The organism is Cohnella endophytica, assembly GCF_003628305.1.
In the GTDB taxonomy this organism is placed as follows: domain Bacteria; phylum Bacillota; class Bacilli; order Paenibacillales; family Paenibacillaceae; genus Cohnella; species Cohnella endophytica.
In genome coordinates, this window is the sequence record NZ_RBZM01000005.1 from 201,606 (window position 1) to 218,311 (window position 16,706).

Below are 16,706 nucleotides of genomic sequence, written 5' to 3' on the forward strand. Positions count from 1 at the left end.
ACATCGCATGACGATTCGAGAGGCATAGGCGAGGCCTATGCCTTTTCGGTCGAGAAGGGGGTACGGCCCATGGAACTGCTCAAAAGAACGATAAGACGCGAATTCTGGTACGTGTTATTCCTGATTCCGGGCGTGCTCTTGTTCACGCTTGCCGTCATCGTGCCCCTGATCACGGGGGGACGCTATTCTTTTACGAATTGGGACGGGATTTCTCGCAAGTTGACTTATATCGGCTGGGATAATTACGTGCATGCGGTCCGAGACCCCGACATGTGGACGGCCCTTGGAAACACGTTTAAATATGCGATCATCCTTACGATTCTCGTCAATATTTTGGCTTTGCTATTCGCGTTGTTACTCGATAGCTACTTGCCCTTGAAAAATCTGTTCCGTACGGTATTTTTCCTGCCGAGCATCATCTCGGTCGTGCTTGCGGGGTTCGTATGGAGCTACAACTATAGTCAAGGTTTTCCTAAACTGCTCGCTTATTTCGGCTTGGACGTCACGAGTCCGCTCGGAAATCCAGACTACGCGTTGTTCGGTTTGATCGTTATCGCCGTCTGGCAGGGCATCGGATCCCCTATGATCATCTATATCGCGGGCCTTCAGGGCATACCGGGAGAGCTGCTTGAAAGCGCAAGGATCGACGGAGCGGGCGCATTCCATGTGCTTCGAAACGTGACGCTGCCTCTGCTCGCCCCCTCCATCACGATTAATATGCTGCTCGTGCTGACCGGTTCCCTTAAGGTGTTCGACCTTGTGCTCGTAACGACCAACGGGGGTCCGGGATTCGCCACGGAAGTCATTACTACGTTTGTTTACAAAACCGCGTTCTCGTCGTTCAAGGCCGGCTACGGCATGGCGTTGTCGATGATTTTTTTCGTCATACTTGTCATCGTAACGGTCGTGCAGGTGTCCATCTTTAGAAAACGGGAGGTGGATCTGTAATGAAGGGAACCCGAATCATCGTACTCGGGGTGGTCGCCCTTATGGCGATTGTCTTCTTGTTTCCGCTTTACGTGGCTTTGCTGATGGCGTTGAAGACGGCTAAGCAATCGTTCGATTCCTTTTACGCGCTCCCGCCAAGCCTTAACTTCTCGAATTTCGTCCATGCTTGGGAAACATCGAAATACCCGACTGCCCTTACGAACAGCCTGATCATTACTTTACTGTCGGTAACGCTCATCATTGTCGTTTCCGCGTTAAGCGGCTATGCCGTGGCAAGGGGCAACAAGCCATTTTACAACTTCGTTTTTTTGCTGTTCCTTTCCGGGATAATGGTGCCGTTCCAGGTGACGATGCTTCCTCTATACAAATTAGGCAAATCGCTTCATCTGATCAATAACCATTGGGGAATCATGCTCATATACGGCGGCTTCGGCGTTCAGACTGGCGTACTGTTCTTTACCGGCTTCGTGCGAGGCATCTCGCGGGAAATCGAGGAAGCCGCGCGGATCGACGGCTGCTCGACGCCGGGCATTTTCGTCCGGATCGTGATGCCTTTGTTGAAGCCGGTGACGGCGACTGTGTTCGTGCTGAACGTGCTGTATATTTGGAACGATTTCCTTATACCGCTGTTGTATTTGCAAGACAAGCACTATCGCACGATTCCGCTTCAGCAATATTTTTTCTTCGGACAGTACAGCAGCGACTTGAATCTCGCCTTCGCTTACGCGGTTATGGGCATGATTCCGATCGTCGTATTCTTCTTGTTCATGCAACGGTTCATCATTAAAGGGATCGCCGCCGGGGCGATCAAAGGATAGAGAAAAAAAGGAGTGGCAGCTTTGTCTATCGCTTATTTGGAACGACAGCGCCTGTTCGAAATCCGCACTCAACGCTCCTCTTATTTGTTCGGCGTTAACGAGAAAGGAACGGTGCAGCATCTGTACTGGGGAGAGCCCGTTGAGGCATCGGAATGCGATTTCCTGCTCAAGGGGAGACATCACAGCTCGTTCGACGCGGACGTGGATCGTGAGACGGAGGAATTCGGGGGTTGGGGCGGAAGCCACTACGCCGAGCCGGGCTTAAAGGTCGAATTCGGAGACGGCGTTCGGGATTTGAAGCTCGATTATGCGGGGTATGAACTTGTCGGGGACGATGAATTGAAGATACGGCTTGCAGATCGTCATTATGCTTTCCGGGTCGACGTTCACTATAAGGCGTACGCGGAGCACGATATCATCGAACGCTTCATTCGCATCCGTAACGAAGAAGCGCTTCCCGTGCGGATCGAGCAGGTGATGGCCGCCGTCTGGTCGATTCAAGCGCTGCCGGAATATCGAATGACTCATGTAGCGGGTCGATGGGCGGGTGAGTATCAGCTTCGCTCCTCCATCCTGACAGAAGGGAAGAAAACGATCGAATCGAGAAGGGGCTTCACCGGTCCTCACGCCAATCCGTGGTTCGCCATCGACGACGGCCGGTCCGACGAGACGAACGGCAGGGTCTGGTTCGGCGCACTCGGATGGAGCGGCAACTGGAAAATCGTCGCGGAGAAGTCGACGTTCGGACACGTGCGCGTCGTCGGCGGAGTGAATGATTTCGATGGGGCGTTCGTCATCGCTCCGGGGGAGACGTACACGTCTCCCGTCTTCGCGGGAGGCTTCTCGAGCGGAGGCTTCGGGGGAATGAGCCGGCTTCTTCACGGGTACGAGCGCGGGCATATTTTCCCGGCGCGACAGCCGAGAAAGGTGCTGTACAATTCCTGGGAAGCGACCGAGTTCGACGTGCAGGCGGAGGAACAGATCAAGCTGGCCCGCCACGCCGCGAAGCTCGGAGTCGAGAGGTTCGTCGTGGACGACGGCTGGTTCGGCGCCCGTAACAGCGACCGGGCGGGGCTGGGAGACTGGCAAGTCAATCCTCGGAAGTTCCCGAACGGTCTTCGGGCTCTTATCGACGAGGTCAAAGGACTCGGCATGGAATTCGGCCTGTGGGTCGAACCGGAGTCGGTCAATCCCGATAGCGACCTGTACCGGAACCATCCGGAATGGATCTATCGGTTTCCGACGCGGGAAGGCACGCAGCTACGCAATCAGCATTTGCTCAATCTCGGCCTTCCCGAAGTCAAGGCGTTCGTACTCGGGTTCATGACAGAGTTGCTCTCCGCCTATGAGATCAAGTTTATCAAATGGGACATGAACCGCTCGGTGACGGAGCCCGGAACGGGCGAAGAAGGTTTGCCTGTTTGGCAAAAGCACGTAGATCACCTCTACGAAATATGGGCGGAGCTGAGGATCCGGTTCCCGGACGTCGAGTTCGAGACATGCGCGGGGGGCGGCGCCAGAATCGACTTGGGCATTCTCAGATACGCGGACCAGGCTTGGATCAGCGACAATACCGACGCGCGCGACCGGTTGGCGATCCAAGAAGGCTTCTCGTACGCATACAGTCCGTCGGTCATGATGTGCTGGGTGACGGAGTCTCCGAACGGCTTTAACGGCAGGAGCTTACCGCTCTCTTATCGGTTCCATAGCTCCATGATGGGAGGACTCGGCATCGGGGCGAACATCGGAAAGTGGACCGACGAGGAGATGGAGGAAGCGCGCGGATTCGTCGAGCTGTATAAGGACATTCGGCACGTCGTCCTGGAGGGAGACCTCTATCGGCTGGAGCCGCTAGGCAGATCTAACCTCGCCGCTTACCAATACGTGAGCCGGGACGGCCTGGAATCCGTCGTCTTCTCGTTCCTGCAATCCCAACACTTCGGCGCGGAGGAGAGAAGGCTTCGCCTGCAAGGGCTCGAGCCCGGCGCGTCCTACCAAGTTAGTCTCGACGGTGGCGAACCGATCGTCCGTCATGGCTCCACGCTCATGAATGCAGGGTATCCGCTTTCTCTAAGAGGGGATTACGGGAGCTCGATGCTGCGATTGAAGCGATTGTAAACCTTCTATCCCTTCGGAGCGCTACGGTATTCCGTCGGCGGGACGCCCATTCGTTTCTTGAACAACCTCGAGAAATAGTAGGGATCGGGTATGCCGACGGAGGCGGCGATTTCCTTCACCGATAGGCCGGTCAAGCTGAGAAGCTGACCGGCCTTTTGCATTTTCATCCGCAGGAAATATTCGATCGGAGGGAAACCTGTCTCCTGATTGAACAAATAAATCAAATGCTGCTTGGAAAGTCCGGTATGCATGGCCAACTCGGGGAGCTTAACGGTATCCGCGAGCCGATCGTTCAAGTAGCGGATCGCGCGCTCAAGATCGAGCTCCCGCTTTCTGTCCCGGGCGGAGCCGCCGACGCCTAATCCGATTCGTCCGAGCAGCTGTCCGATCGTCTGCGAGACGTGCACCTGTACGGGCATGGAGTAAGGCTTGTCCGTCAGCATGGAATAAACGCGTCCGAAGCTTTCCGTCCAATCGGCTTGCACGCTTGGCGGCAACCGCAAGGGACCCGCGTCGAGGCCGTACAGGCTGACGTAATCGGCGGCATAGTCGCCTTTCAGGTGAAACCAATAGATGCTCCAAGGGTCGCGGAGGGACGCGCCGTACCGGTGCGGCGTACCTGCCGGAATAACGATTAGCGTACTTTCGCTTACGGATTGCGATCGCCCTTCCAACTCAATCCAGCCTTCCCCGGAGTAGCAGTAAATGAAGATCGTGCTGTCGCAGCCCTCGGGCCGTTCCCGGTAATGGTATGCCGCTCTCGGGAAAAACCCGATGTCGCTGACGTACAAGCCTCTCGCCAACGGGTGTCGCAGCAACTCTTCGGATAGATAATCAGGCAGTACGTATAGCTTTTCCTCGGGAAAACCTTCCGGCTTGCGTGGCTCTTCCAACTCTATGCACCTCGATCGAAATCAGAGAATCGTTCATTATAATATTAGAAATTCATACTTAACGGGTGTTATCCAAGTATAAAATCCGAATATCCTCCATTATAAACCGAATTCCGTCGATTGGTTCAAGTGATTTTACGGAGTAAAGTGAAAGTATCCGATACGAAGGGGGATACCCAGTTGACGCAGCAGCGCAAGGTAAAGGCAACAGCCGTTAGAATAAGGGAAGAAGTCGCCTCGATTCCGACTTACGGCATCGGCGAGCCGGACCGCAATCCGATGTTTCTGGAGAAACGTGTCTATCAAGGAAGTTCAGGGAGAGTCTATCCGCATCCCGTCGTCGATAGAATCGAGGACGAGAAAAAGCTTCAAAGCTATAAGATCGTCGTCTTAGAGAACGAATACGTGCGAATCGAGATCATGCCGGAGCTCGGAGGTCGGATTTACCGGGCGCTCGACAAGACGAACGATTACGATTTTGTCTATTACAATCGCGTAATTAAGCCCGCGCTCGTCGGCTTGGCGGGACCCTGGATCTCCGGCGGGATCGAGTTCAACTGGCCGCAGCACCACCGACCGAACACTTACGGACCCGTGGAATACCGGCTTACCGAGAACGAGGACGGCAGCGCGACGGTATGGGTAAGCGAGATCGACCGGATGTACGGCACGAAGGTGACGGCGGGCTTCACGCTATTTCCCGGCAAGGCGTATCTGGAAATATCAGCGCAGCTTTACAACCGTACTCCGGTTTCCCAGACGTTCTTGTGGTGGGCGAATCCGGCGGTGGCCGTCAACGACCATACGCAGTCCGTGTTCCCTCCCGACGTAACCGCCGTCTTCGACCATGGGAAGAGGGACGTATCCCGGTTTCCGATCGCCACGGGCACGTACTACAAAATGGACTATTCCGCCGGAGTCGATATTTCGCGTTACCGCAATATTCCCGTTCCGACTTCTTATATGGCCTACAAGTCCGACTACGACTTCGTCGGCGGATACGATCACGGGGTTCAAGCCGGCTTGTTACACGTGGCAAATCACCATATTTCGCCCGGCAAGAAGCAATGGACGTGGGGTAACGGCGAATTCGGCCAAGCATGGGATCGCAACTTAACCGACGAGGACGGCCCGTATATCGAGCTAATGACGGGCGTGTTCACCGATAACCAGCCGGATTTCACTTGGCTGCAGCCTTACGAGGAGAAATCCTTTAAGCAATACTTTATGCCTTACAAAGAAATCGGCGTCGTCAAGAACGCCACGATCGACGCGGCCGTCAACCTCGAGGTCGATGAAGCGAGCAGACAGGCGACCGTAATGGCATACGCGACTTCCGTATTTGCGGGCGCCGTCATCGAACTTCGAGGCAAACATCGCGAGTACTTGAAGACGACGGTCGACTTGTCGCCGACGTCGACATTTAAGTCGATCGTATCGATCGACGAGGCGGACAAGGCGCACGAGCTGACCGTCGTCATTCGCGATGCGGCAGGGCGCGCGCTGGTCTCTTACCGGCCGGCGATGCCGTCGGTCGAGCAGGTTCCGGACGCCGCGAAGCCGCTTCCGGAGCCCGCTGAGCTGCGGACGGCGGAGCAGCTTTATTTGGCGGGGCTGCATCTTGAACAATACCGTCACGCGACGTTCGAACCGGAAGCTTATTATCTCGAAGGCTTGAAGCGCGACCCGTCGGATATCCGGATTAACGTCGCATATGGAACGCTACTGCTTAGGCGCGGGTTGTTCTCCGAGGCGGAAGGACATTTCCGGACGGCGGTCAAGTCGCTCGCTTGGCGTAATCCGAATCCTTACGACAGCGAGGCGCTCTATCAGCTCGGCGTGGCGCTGAAGCTGCAAGGCCGCGAAGAGGAAGCGTTCGCCGCTTTCTACAAATCGGTCTGGTCGGTAGCGTGGCAAGACGCGGGTTATTTCTCACTGGCTCGCATCGCTTGCGGGAAAGGGGCTTACTCGGAGGCGCTCGAGCTGACCGAACGTTCCTTAATTCGCAACTCTCGCAACTATAAGTCCCGACACCTTCATGCTGCAATGCTGCGCAAGCTGGGAAGAGCTTCGGAAGCGGCTTCGTACTCGAAAGAGACGTTACGCCTCGACGTTGCGGACTTCGGATCCGCTTGGGAGCTCGCTCTGGCGCAAGCCGAGCTCGGCGATCGAACGCGTTCGGAAGCGACTGCGGCGGAGTTGGCCCGGTTGATGCGGAACGATCCGCATAATTACTTGAACTTGGCGGCGGACTATGCGGAAGCGGGGCTTTACGAGGAAGCGATCGCCGTGCTTGGGCGGATCGCGCGGATCGAAGGGGATGAAGCCTACCCGATGGTGCATTACGCGCTAGGCTACTTGCATGAGCGAGCCGGTCGTTCGGAGGCTGCCGTAGCCCATCGGAAAGCAGGAAAATCGGCGAAACCGGATTATTGCTTCCCGAACAACCTCTTCGACCTGCTCGTCCTGGAGAGCGCGGTTCGCGCCGACGGGAACGACGGCAGAGCCCGCTATTACTTGGGTAACTGGATGTACGATAAGAAGCGTCACAAGGACGCAATCGCCCACTGGGAAGTTTCTTGCTCGAGCGACGCGGGCTTCGCGACCGCTCATCGGAATTTGGCACTTGCGTATTACAACAAGCTCGGCGACGTCGAAGGCGCTCTTCGCTCGCTCGAGAAAGCCTTCGATTGCGGGATGCAGGACGCGCGCGTATTTTACGAGCTTGACCAGTTGTATAAGAAGCTCGGCTTCGCGGCGGAAACCCGCCTCGAGAAGCTGGAGCGGCATCGGGAGCTCGTGGACAGGCGGGACGATCTGTATCTGGAGCGCGTTTCGCTATTGAACGCGGTCGGCTGCCATGAGGAAGCCGTTCAAGCGCTGGCTTCGCGCAACTTCCATCCTTGGGAGGGCGGGGAGGGCAAGGCGACCGGCCAGCACGTGTTGGCCCGCGTCGAATGGGCGAAACGCGAGATGGACGAAGGTCGCTTCGAGCAGGCGATAACGCTACTCCGCGAAGCGCTCGTCTATCCGGATAACCTTGGAGAAGGCAAGCTTTCGGGCGCGCAAGAGAACAACGTCCATTACTACTTGGGATGCGCGTATTTAGGGTTGAACCGGCAGGAAGAAGCGGTTAAATATTTCGTCGAAGCCTCCCAAGGTCTCGATGAACCTGCCAGCGCGACGTACTATAACGACCAGCCGCCCGATATGATTTTCTATCAGGGGATGGCTTGGTTAAAGCTCGGCAACGAGAAAGAAGCGAACCGTAGATTCAATAAGCTGATCGATTACGGAGAGAAGCATCTGCGGGACGAGGTCAAATTCGATTACTTCGCCGTATCGCTCCCGGATTTCCTGGTATTCGAAGACGATCTGAACAAGCGAAACGAGATCCATTGCCGTTATATGATGGGGCTAGGGTTGATCGGCCTCGGGCGTTACGAACAAGCCAAAACGCAGCTGGATTTGGCCATTTCCATGGAAGCGAACCACCAAGGCGCAAGAACGCACCGCAAAATTTGCGAATAAAGCGAACAGGCAGCCCCCGATTCCGGAATGTCCGGATCGGGGGCTGCCTGCGTTAAACGGGACCGACTAAGACAAATCGGTTCCGTCGCCTTCGCTATGGGTATCGTGATCTCCCGGATACCCCCGGTCCATGCCCGCGTGCAGCTCGCGATTCTCGAAGCTGAACGGGTTAGGGGGCCGCTGGTCTTCACGCCATGGCGTGTTTTTGCCTAAGGTTTCCGTCAATATCGGCGCTCCGTAGGGACCTTCGGGAAATTCCTCGGCGAGGAGATCGTTGCGTCTGGACTCGACCGTCGCCAGGTCGTTAGTCCGTTGTTTTTTCTCCGAGCGAAACGGGAACAGGGTGGAAACCTCCAATCGGATGGGTAATTTCCAATAGAATGTCCGTCCCGGCCGTCGTTTAGTCGGTGAAATTCACGGCCCCGAGTACGAGCGTGAGAAATTCCGCCAATTCGGCGGCTTCTTCTTCGTTTATTTTGAAGACGGATTCCAGAACGCCTTCTTCTTCGAGATCGTCCGGACCGAGCACGGCGCTGCGCCCGAACATCATGTCCGTAACGAGCTTCTTGCCGTAGAATCGGTTGGTCGATAGGATCGCAAGATCGAATCTCTTCAAGCCCGGGGTGACGAACGTGACGAAGCGGGTCGTCGTCTGTTCGGTCGAGTCCGACAAGAAGTCGAAATCCTTCATGCTCATCGGTATAAGTCCTCCTTGACGTGGTTGCTTCCCCCATTATAAAGGATCGAAAGGGTCTTGCCTAACCTGGAAAATTTTGATAAGGTTAACTTGTTCATGTTTGCACGATAGAGGAAGCACCTCATCGCCATCGGCGGGAGGTGCTTTTCTGCGTTTTCGGCCGGGTATGCATCTTGAACGACCAACGATTCGCCGCGCAGGGCGGCTAAGGGAGGATTCATCATGCAGGTCGTATTTTTGAATCAGTTCGAACGGGTAACGGGACAAACGGAGGAAAGGGCGCACGTGTTTATCGGGGAGCTGCAAGGGATTTGGAGCGCGGGCTGGCGGTTAATCGGGCACGAATCCTCATCGGTGGAACAACTGTGGTACGAAGGCATGAGCTGGGAAGAGCTGCTCGCCGCGTTCCGTCACGGCGTCGCGGTCAAGATGAAGGAAGGCTTTAGACCTCTTCTGGACGGCATGCTGGAGGAAACTCCGTTCTGGGAGAAACGCGCGCCGCTTATTCAAGTGTTGCAATGCTATGCGGATTCGTGCGATGCCGAGGAGATTGTCTCCGCGTTAAGAACGTGGAGAAGAGCTAAGGCGCAAGAGGAGAAGAAGTCGGCTTATATCGTGGCGACGAATCGCGAACTGCAAATGTTGGCCGTATTCCTGCCGCAGAATCTCGAAGAGCTGGAGCAAATTCCTGGCTTCGGCAAAGTAAAGGTTGAACGATACGGAAACGAGATCATTGCGTTGTTGAAGGAGTTGCCAAGAAACCACGTTTATCCGTTGGATTCGTGGGTGCCCGGCGCGGTCGGCGAAGATCAATTATCTTCATGGTTGTTCCAGGTGAAGGAGGAGAAATACGGCAAAGCGCTGTCCGTCGTCAAGGAGAAGAGATCTTTGCTTCAAGGCATTCGCGACGGTCGTACGCTTGAGGAGCTGGAACGGGAATTGAGCTGCCCCCGCCGTAAGCTGGTGGAAAGAATCGAGCGGCTGGACGAGGAAGGATACGACGTGCTTCCTATCGTCGAGAAGGAACTGGTCGGGTTGGATGCGGAAGAAGCCTCGCAAATCGAGACTGCGATCGGACAACTCGGGGACCGTTACCTGAAGCCGCTGTTACGAAAGGTGTACGGCGAGACGGTAACGAACGAAGAAGAAACGGAGAAGCAATACGAGAAGCTTCGGATGGCGCGGATCCGTTACCGCCGTACGAATCGAGCGGCGATGTAATCAAAGTACGCGAAAGGGAACGCCAACTAAAGAGGACCGACCTCGGATTCCCGAGGTCAGTCCCTTGGATGCGGCAGGATAGGGCTACGCCGGTCCGCGCCAGCGTTCATAACCAATCCTTCTTGCGGAAGAAGTAGAACATTCCGCAGCCGATGACGGCCATGAGGGTCAGGAGAACGACAGAACCCATATGGTAGTGCATGCCGGGAATAAAGTCGAAGTTCATTCCATATATTCCCGTTATGAACGTCAAAGGCATGAATATGGTCGTGAGCGCCGTGAACACGCGCATGATTTCGTTCGCCCGGTTGGCAAGGCTCGACTGGTAGGCTTCTCGTAAGTTCCCCATCAGATCGCGGTAAGTTTCGAACGTCTCGTAAATTTTAACCGCGTTCTCGTAGATGTCTCCGAAGTATTTCTGCAATTGATTGTCGATGAGACGAAGGTCCTTCTTGTTCAACGTGGCGATAAGCTCGCGTTGCGGTCCGAGCACCTTCTTCAACCATAGGATTTCGCTTCGAAGACCGATGATCTCCGTAAGATGGGACTTCTTGGTATGCATGAGGATGTCTTCTTCGAGGCTTTCGATTCTCGCCTCTATCCGATCTCCGACCGTGAGGTAGTTATCGACGACGATGTCGACGAGGTGGTATAGGAAACGGTCGGCAGAATCGACTTCCTGCTCCCAAAGAATAGGCTTGACGCTACGAAGCTCGTTGATTTTCTGCCGGGTAACGGTAATTAAATAATGACGGCCAAGGAATAAGTTCAAGGCGCGCAAGAAAATTTCTTCATCGTCGAAACGGATGCTGTTAATGACGAGGAAATATTGGTTCTCGTAAATCTCGAGCTTAGGACGTTGCTCTTCTTCCGTCAAGCAATCCTCGACGGCGAGATCGTGAAGTCCGAACAGGGGTTGGAGTACGGCAAGGTCCTCCAAGTCGGCATCGATCCAATAGAAGCCGTCTTTCGGCGGAATAAGCGTTTCTTCGACATTGTCGATCGGCGTAAATACGCCGTTATTAACCAATCTGATTTTCATGGGAGTTGCTCCTTTGCATGTCCGTTAAGGTTCATGCAGGACGCAGTCCGCCAGTAAGAGAAAACTTAGCCGAGGAAGCCGGACAAGGTAATCGTCCCCGTTGCGGGAGTGAGTCCTGCGTTAATCATTTTTTGCTCCATGGGCCTGGGATTATCGCCTTCCATGTCCGGTTCCCCCCTTTATGTTCGAATCGCGACTTAAATATACAGTCGTCATTGACGTGTTAAGTATAATCCTCACCTCGGTACCTTTCAAGGAGAAAATAAGCGATAACCGAAGCGGTAAAAGGTTCGCCAATACGGGCATGTCACATCTTGACTCCCCCCCGTTTTTCGGGTACATTAAAGATAGTTTTACCCACAACCGAATAGGTATTGCCATCTTATCAAGAGCAGGCGGAGGGACTAGCCCTATGAAGCCCGGCAACCGACGTAGATTTTATGCGCACGGTGCTAAATCTTGCGGAAACGTATCGTTTCTGACAGATGAGAGGGGCGCGCGTACGATTTCGACACGACCCTATCTCATTTTGGGTCGTTTTTATTTTGCTTAATTCGCACTCTAAGAGGAGGAAAGAACATGCCGATCAAAGTACCAGACCATTTACCGGCCAAGGAAGTGCTCGCGGAGGAAAATATTTTCGTGATGGATGAAAGCGTCGCTTACCATCAGGATATACGCCCCTTGCGAATAGCGATACTGAATTTGATGCCGACCAAAGAAACGACGGAAACCCAGCTACTTCGACTGATCGGGAACACCCCGCTGCAGCTGGAAGCGGTGCTGCTGCACCCGAAGACGCACATCTCGAAGAATACTTCCGCGGAACACCTGGAAAGCTTCTATAAAACGTTCGACGAGATCAAGGACGAACAGTACGACGGCTTCATCATAACGGGCGCTCCCGTAGAGCATCTTCCGTTCGAGGAAGTCACTTACTGGGAAGAATTGCAAGAAATTATGGATTGGACGGTAAGCAACGTTACTTCGACGTTCCACATCTGTTGGGGCGCGCAAGCCGGCTTGTATCATCACTTCGGCGTGCCGAAATATCCGCTCGAGGAGAAGATGTTCGGAGTGTTCCCGCACACCGTAACGAAGCCGAACACGAAGCTGCTGCGCGGGTTCGACGAGCAGTTCTCCGTCCCGCAGTCCCGTCATACGGGAGTGCTGAGAGAGGATGTCGAGAATGCGGCCGGCCTGGAGATTCTGTCGGAGTCCGAGGAAGCCGGCGTATACATCGCGGCATCCTCGGATGGCAAGCAGATTTTCGTCACGGGACATTCCGAATACGATCCGCAATCCTTGAAGTGGGAGTACGATCGCGACAAGGCGAAGGGTCTTCGGATCGACATTCCCAAAAATTATTACCCGGACAACGATCCTTCGAAATTACCGGTATCGACTTGGAGGGCGCATGCCAACCTGTTGTTCTCTAATTGGTTGAACTATTTTGTTTATCAAGAAACGCCGTTCGAGCTCGGCAAAGCGAATAAAATCAAGTTGCGCTAGCACTTCGGCGAAGCCGTTAATTTGGGAGGAATCATGGAACATTTGAATATCGAGAGTCGATTAGCGCAAATCGGATCGCAGAACGATCCGGAAACCGGGGCGGTCAGCTTCCCCGTCTATCAAGCGACGGCATTCCGTCATCCACGGCTAGGCCAGAGCACGGGATTCGATTACGCGCGGACCAAGAGCCCTACACGCTCCGTTCTGGAAGCGGCAGCCGCGGACCTGGAGAGCGGGGACGCGGGCTTCGCTTGCAGTTCCGGAATGGCGGCTCTGCAAGTCGTGTTCGCATTGTTCAGCCAAGGCGATCACTTGCTCGTATCGCTGGATTTGTACGGCGGCACTTACCGTTTGTTGGAGAAAATCATGACTAGGTTCGGCGTAACCGCTTCTTACGTGGACACGAACGACTTGGATGCGTTGGAGTCGCACCGTAAGCCGAACACGAAAGCGATTCTGATCGAAACGCCTACGAATCCGCTTATGATGGTAACGGATATCGCGAAGGTAGCGGGCTGGGCTAAGCATAACGCATTGCTGACGATTGTCGACAATACGCTCCTTACGCCGTTCTTTCAGCGCCCGTTGGAGCTAGGAGCGGACATCGTCGTCCACAGCGCGACCAAATACTTGGGCGGCCATAACGACGTGCTTGCCGGGTTGATCGTTACCAAAGGCGAGAAGCTTTCCGCCGATATCGCGTTTCTTCACAACTCGATCGGAGCGGTACTCGGTCCGCAGGATTCTTGGCTGCTCATGAGAGGCATGAAAACATTGGCGCTTCGCATGGAGCGTCATCAATATAACGCGACGGAGCTCGCGACGTGGTTAAAAACCCATCCGTCCGTCGAAGAAGTGTACTATCCCGCATTGCCTCATCATCCGGGGCATGATACCCAGAAGGCGCAATCTTCGGGCAATACGGGCATTTTTTCCTTTAAGATGAAGGATGCCCGGACGATCGAGCCGATCCTTCGCCATATTCGGCTTATTGCTTTCGCGGAGAGTCTTGGCGGAGCGGAGTCGCTCATGACGTACCCGGCCATTCAGACTCACGCCGATATTCCCGTGGAGATTCGCCAAGCGGTAGGAGTCGACGATCGTCTACTTCGCTTCTCCGTAGGAATCGAGCATGTCGACGATATCAAGAACGATCTTGGGCAAGCGATCGAAGCCGCCGAACGCGAAATTAACGGCTAATCGAACAGCAGGAGGTACGCGTTATGTCAACTCAATATGATTTCGACAAAAGAATGCCCCGGACCGGCACGGCTTCCTATAAATGGGACCAATCCGAGAAGCTGTTCGGTCGCCCGGATATTTTGCCGCTCTGGGTGGCGGACATGGATTTCGAACCGCCCAAGGAAGTCGTGGAAGCGATCGTTGCCCGAGCCGAGCAGGGAATCTACGGTTATACCGTACGCAATCAAGGTTACTACGATGCGATAATCGGCTGGCTCTCCAAACGTCACGGATGGAAAATCGAGCAAGATTGGATCACTTCGAGTCCCGGCGTCGTTCCCGCATTAAGCTTGCTGGTACAAGTATTAACGGAACCGGGAGACGGCGTCATCCTTCAATCTCCAGTGTATTACCCGTTCTACGACGTTATTAAGATGAACGGACGTAACGTCGTCGACAATGCGCTGATCCTTGAGGACGGCCAATATCGGGTGGATTACGAGTTGTTGGAACAACAAGCGAAAGCCGGAGCCAAGCTGATGCTTCTTTGTTCTCCTCACAATCCCGGCGGACGCGTCTGGAAGCGGGAGGAGCTTGAACGAATCGGACAAATCTGCGAGACCTACAACGTGTTCGTCGTAGCGGACGAGATCCATCACGATCTCGTGTTCGGCGGACATAAGCATACTCCTTACGCTTCTTTGTCGGAGAAGTTCGCACAACATTCCGTAACCTGCATCGCGCCAAGCAAAACGTTTAATCTTGCCGGCCTGCAAGCAGCTAACGTGATTATTCCGAACGAGGAGATCCGCAGGAAATACAATGCGTTGCTTAAGACGCTGTCCATCCATATGGAAAGCTACTTCGGTCTTACGGCGGTCGAGAGCAGCTATACGCACGGCGAGGAATGGCTTGAACAATTGCTCGTCTATCTGGAAGGCAATTTGAACGCGTTGCTTGAATTGGTCGGTCAACGTCTTCCTCAGGTTAAAGTCATCAAACCGGAAGGTACATACCTCGTCTGGATGGATTGCACGGCGATCTCGACGAAGCCGCAAGAGTTGAAACGTTTGATGTTCGAAGTCGCCGGTGTCGCTTTTAGCGAAGGTTCCGTATTCGGTAAACAAGGCGAAGGATATTTGCGGGTGAACATCGCATGTCCTCGTTCGTTATTGCTGGAAGCATTGGGGAAATTTTCCGATGCGGTATCTTCGACACAAATTGAATAAATAATCAAAAAACCGCGAGAATATTCAGAATTCTTGCGGTTTTTTGGTATATTTATCTATTACAAGCCCTAAAAACATGCTACAATAATGGCAATCTAGCCATAGTCTACACAAGGAGGATGGATCGTGAATATCCGAACGCTGACCGATCGGTTATTACTTACCTTCAAGTTATTGCTCCCGGATCGCTCCTTGAAATATTTCCCCCCGGATTTCACATTACGCCGTCCCGTCGTTTCCTTGCTAAATAGAAAGTTGAAACAAAACGCGGAATGTTATTTAACCGTATTTCGCTTGGATTTCTCCCCTCTGCATGAAGAGGTGCCGGAGGATGCGAAATTACGCTTGCAGGAAAGCTGCCGCAGACATTTGCGCTACTCGGCGACGAAAGTCATCGGCGATCCGCAAGTTATCGCAATCGATCAGTTCGAAAAAATGGATTTTATTCTCATAACGGAAAATTTGGAAGCGAAGGATCGCGGATCTTTCGTTCCGCCGGTGTTGAAACAGCAAGTAGACCGGATACGCAACGATCTCGAGATCGGATTGGCAGGCAGTCTTCCGGAGTGGAGACACTGCCTCAAGATCGTTTCCGCTTCCGTTCCGGTCGGATACGCATGCAAAGAGCTTACCGCCGAACGCGTGCTGGAGGAAAGCTACCAAGCGGCATTGGCGATAGCGACAGGCGTCATCACGCCTAAGATGGAAGCCCTGCGCGGACAAATGGAGCATCTGCTAGAGAAGGGCTCCATCAACGTCCTGGCGCAGCCGATCATGAACCTAACGAGCGGCGACGTCTACGGATGGGAGATATTGACTCGCGGACCCGAAGGAACGGCGTTGCATTCGCCGGACGAGTTATTCCAGTTCGCTGCCCAGACGCGGCTGCTAAGCCGACTTGAATTTCTCGTCGTCAAGCGCGCATTGGAAGAAATCGCCTCCCGTAAGATCAGGGAACCCGTGTTCCTGAACGTGACGGCCGTTACGCTGACGCATCCGTTGTTCTTGACGCACGTGCTGCAATGTCTGGAGAGGCATCCGCCGCTAAGCCCGCAACAAGTCTATTTCGAGATAACGGAGCGCCATCAGATTACGAACATGAACGCGATGATCGAAATCTTGCGCACCTATCGGAAGCACGGTTTCCGGTTTGCCGTCGACGATGCGGGATCGGGATATTCAAGCCTGCAGTGGATCGGGGAGCTCGTTCCGGAGCTGATCAAGATCGACCGGGCCTTCATACAGCACGTGGACAGGTTCGCGGTTAAGGAATCGTTGCTTCGGGCGATCGTAACGGCCGCGCGCGAGATGAATTGCGAGATCGTGGCCGAGGGCGTAGAACGCGAAGAAGAAGCGGACATGCTGTTCAAGCTAGACGTGGACATGGGGCAAGGATTCTATTTCGCACGGCCGAACGTTCTGCTTCACGAGCACGAAAGAGAGATGTTCCAGGAAACGAAAGTCAGAATCCAGCATCGCCGCGGGTTAGTCGCCTCTTAAGGTGACTACCGCGGT

Annotated in this window: 13 protein-coding genes and 1 riboswitch; of the genes, 9 read left to right on the forward strand and 4 right to left on the reverse strand. The window is 54.2% G+C overall.

Going from position 1 to position 16,706, the window contains the following annotated elements; genetic code table 11:
• Window positions 1-69: 69 nt before the first annotated feature.
• From D7Z26_RS11260 to D7Z26_RS11270, 3 genes are read left to right on the forward strand one after another with little or no spacing between them, the layout of a single operon-like run.
• The gene (locus tag D7Z26_RS11260) at window positions 70-948 is read left to right on the forward strand and encodes a carbohydrate ABC transporter permease (protein WP_120976910.1); all 879 of its coding nucleotides are present in this window, start codon (window positions 70-72) and stop codon (window positions 946-948) included.
• Window positions 948-1,766 (forward strand): carbohydrate ABC transporter permease, encoded by an 819-nt coding sequence (locus tag D7Z26_RS11265; protein WP_120976913.1) that lies wholly within the window; start codon window positions 948-950, stop codon window positions 1,764-1,766. Before D7Z26_RS11260 ends, D7Z26_RS11265 begins: the two co-directional genes overlap by 1 nt.
• 12 nt (window positions 1,767-1,778) lie before the next feature.
• Window positions 1,779-3,884 (forward strand): alpha-galactosidase, encoded by a 2,106-nt coding sequence (locus tag D7Z26_RS11270; RefSeq protein WP_325050449.1) that lies wholly within the window; start codon window positions 1,779-1,781, stop codon window positions 3,882-3,884.
• A 5-nt stretch (window positions 3,885-3,889) separates the two neighbouring features.
• Here D7Z26_RS11270 and D7Z26_RS11275 read toward each other — a convergent pair whose 3' ends face one another.
• A complete protein-coding gene (locus D7Z26_RS11275) occupies window positions 3,890-4,777 on the reverse strand; it encodes an AraC family transcriptional regulator (protein WP_120976917.1) in 888 nt (295 codons plus the stop codon).
• Window positions 4,778-4,957: 180 nt separating this feature from the next.
• On the opposite strand from D7Z26_RS11275, the gene D7Z26_RS11280 reads away from it, so the two are divergent.
• Window positions 4,958-8,308: a DUF5107 domain-containing protein gene (locus D7Z26_RS11280; RefSeq protein ID WP_233566805.1), complete on the forward strand. Its 3,351-nt coding sequence runs from the start codon at window positions 4,958-4,960 to the stop codon at window positions 8,306-8,308.
• Window positions 8,309-8,374: 66 nt separating this feature from the next.
• On the opposite strand, the gene D7Z26_RS11285 is transcribed toward D7Z26_RS11280, so the two are convergent.
• Together D7Z26_RS11285 and D7Z26_RS11290 are read right to left on the reverse strand one after the other, a co-directional pair.
• Window positions 8,375-8,665 (reverse strand): hypothetical protein, encoded by a 291-nt coding sequence (locus tag D7Z26_RS11285; RefSeq protein ID WP_233566807.1) that lies wholly within the window; start codon window positions 8,663-8,665, stop codon window positions 8,375-8,377.
• A gap of 43 nt (window positions 8,666-8,708) precedes the next feature.
• Window positions 8,709-9,005: an SAV0927 family protein gene (locus tag D7Z26_RS11290; RefSeq protein WP_199731694.1), complete on the reverse strand. Its 297-nt coding sequence runs from the start codon at window positions 9,003-9,005 to the stop codon at window positions 8,709-8,711.
• A 222-nt stretch (window positions 9,006-9,227) separates the two neighbouring features.
• On the opposite strand from D7Z26_RS11290, the gene D7Z26_RS11300 reads away from it, so the two are divergent.
• Entirely contained in the window at window positions 9,228-10,226 is a 999-nt protein-coding gene (locus D7Z26_RS11300; protein WP_120976923.1) for an HRDC domain-containing protein, read from the forward strand.
• Between the two features lie 106 nt (window positions 10,227-10,332).
• Here the strand turns inward: D7Z26_RS11300 and corA are convergent, their stop codons facing one another.
• Entirely contained in the window at window positions 10,333-11,268 is a 936-nt protein-coding gene (gene corA, locus D7Z26_RS11305; protein ID WP_120976924.1) for a magnesium/cobalt transporter CorA, read from the reverse strand.
• Window positions 11,269-11,647: 379 nt separating this feature from the next.
• Window positions 11,648-11,760, forward strand: a riboswitch (SAM riboswitch).
• An 87-nt stretch (window positions 11,761-11,847) separates the two neighbouring features.
• Here corA and metA point away from each other — a divergent pair.
• From metA to D7Z26_RS11325, 4 genes are all read left to right on the forward strand, one after another.
• Entirely contained in the window at window positions 11,848-12,780 is a 933-nt protein-coding gene (gene metA / locus D7Z26_RS11310; protein ID WP_120976926.1) for a homoserine O-acetyltransferase MetA, read from the forward strand.
• 33 nt (window positions 12,781-12,813) lie between these two features.
• Window positions 12,814-13,980: a PLP-dependent transferase gene (locus D7Z26_RS11315; RefSeq protein WP_120976928.1), complete on the forward strand. Its 1,167-nt coding sequence runs from the start codon at window positions 12,814-12,816 to the stop codon at window positions 13,978-13,980.
• Window positions 13,981-14,003: 23 nt separating this feature from the next.
• On the forward strand, window positions 14,004-15,191 hold the full coding sequence (locus tag D7Z26_RS11320) for a MalY/PatB family protein (RefSeq protein ID WP_120976930.1): 1,188 nt from the start codon (window positions 14,004-14,006) through the stop codon (window positions 15,189-15,191).
• A gap of 126 nt (window positions 15,192-15,317) precedes the next feature.
• Entirely contained in the window at window positions 15,318-16,691 is a 1,374-nt protein-coding gene (locus D7Z26_RS11325) for an EAL domain-containing protein (RefSeq protein WP_120976932.1), read from the forward strand.
• Window positions 16,692-16,706 lie beyond the last annotated feature (15 nt).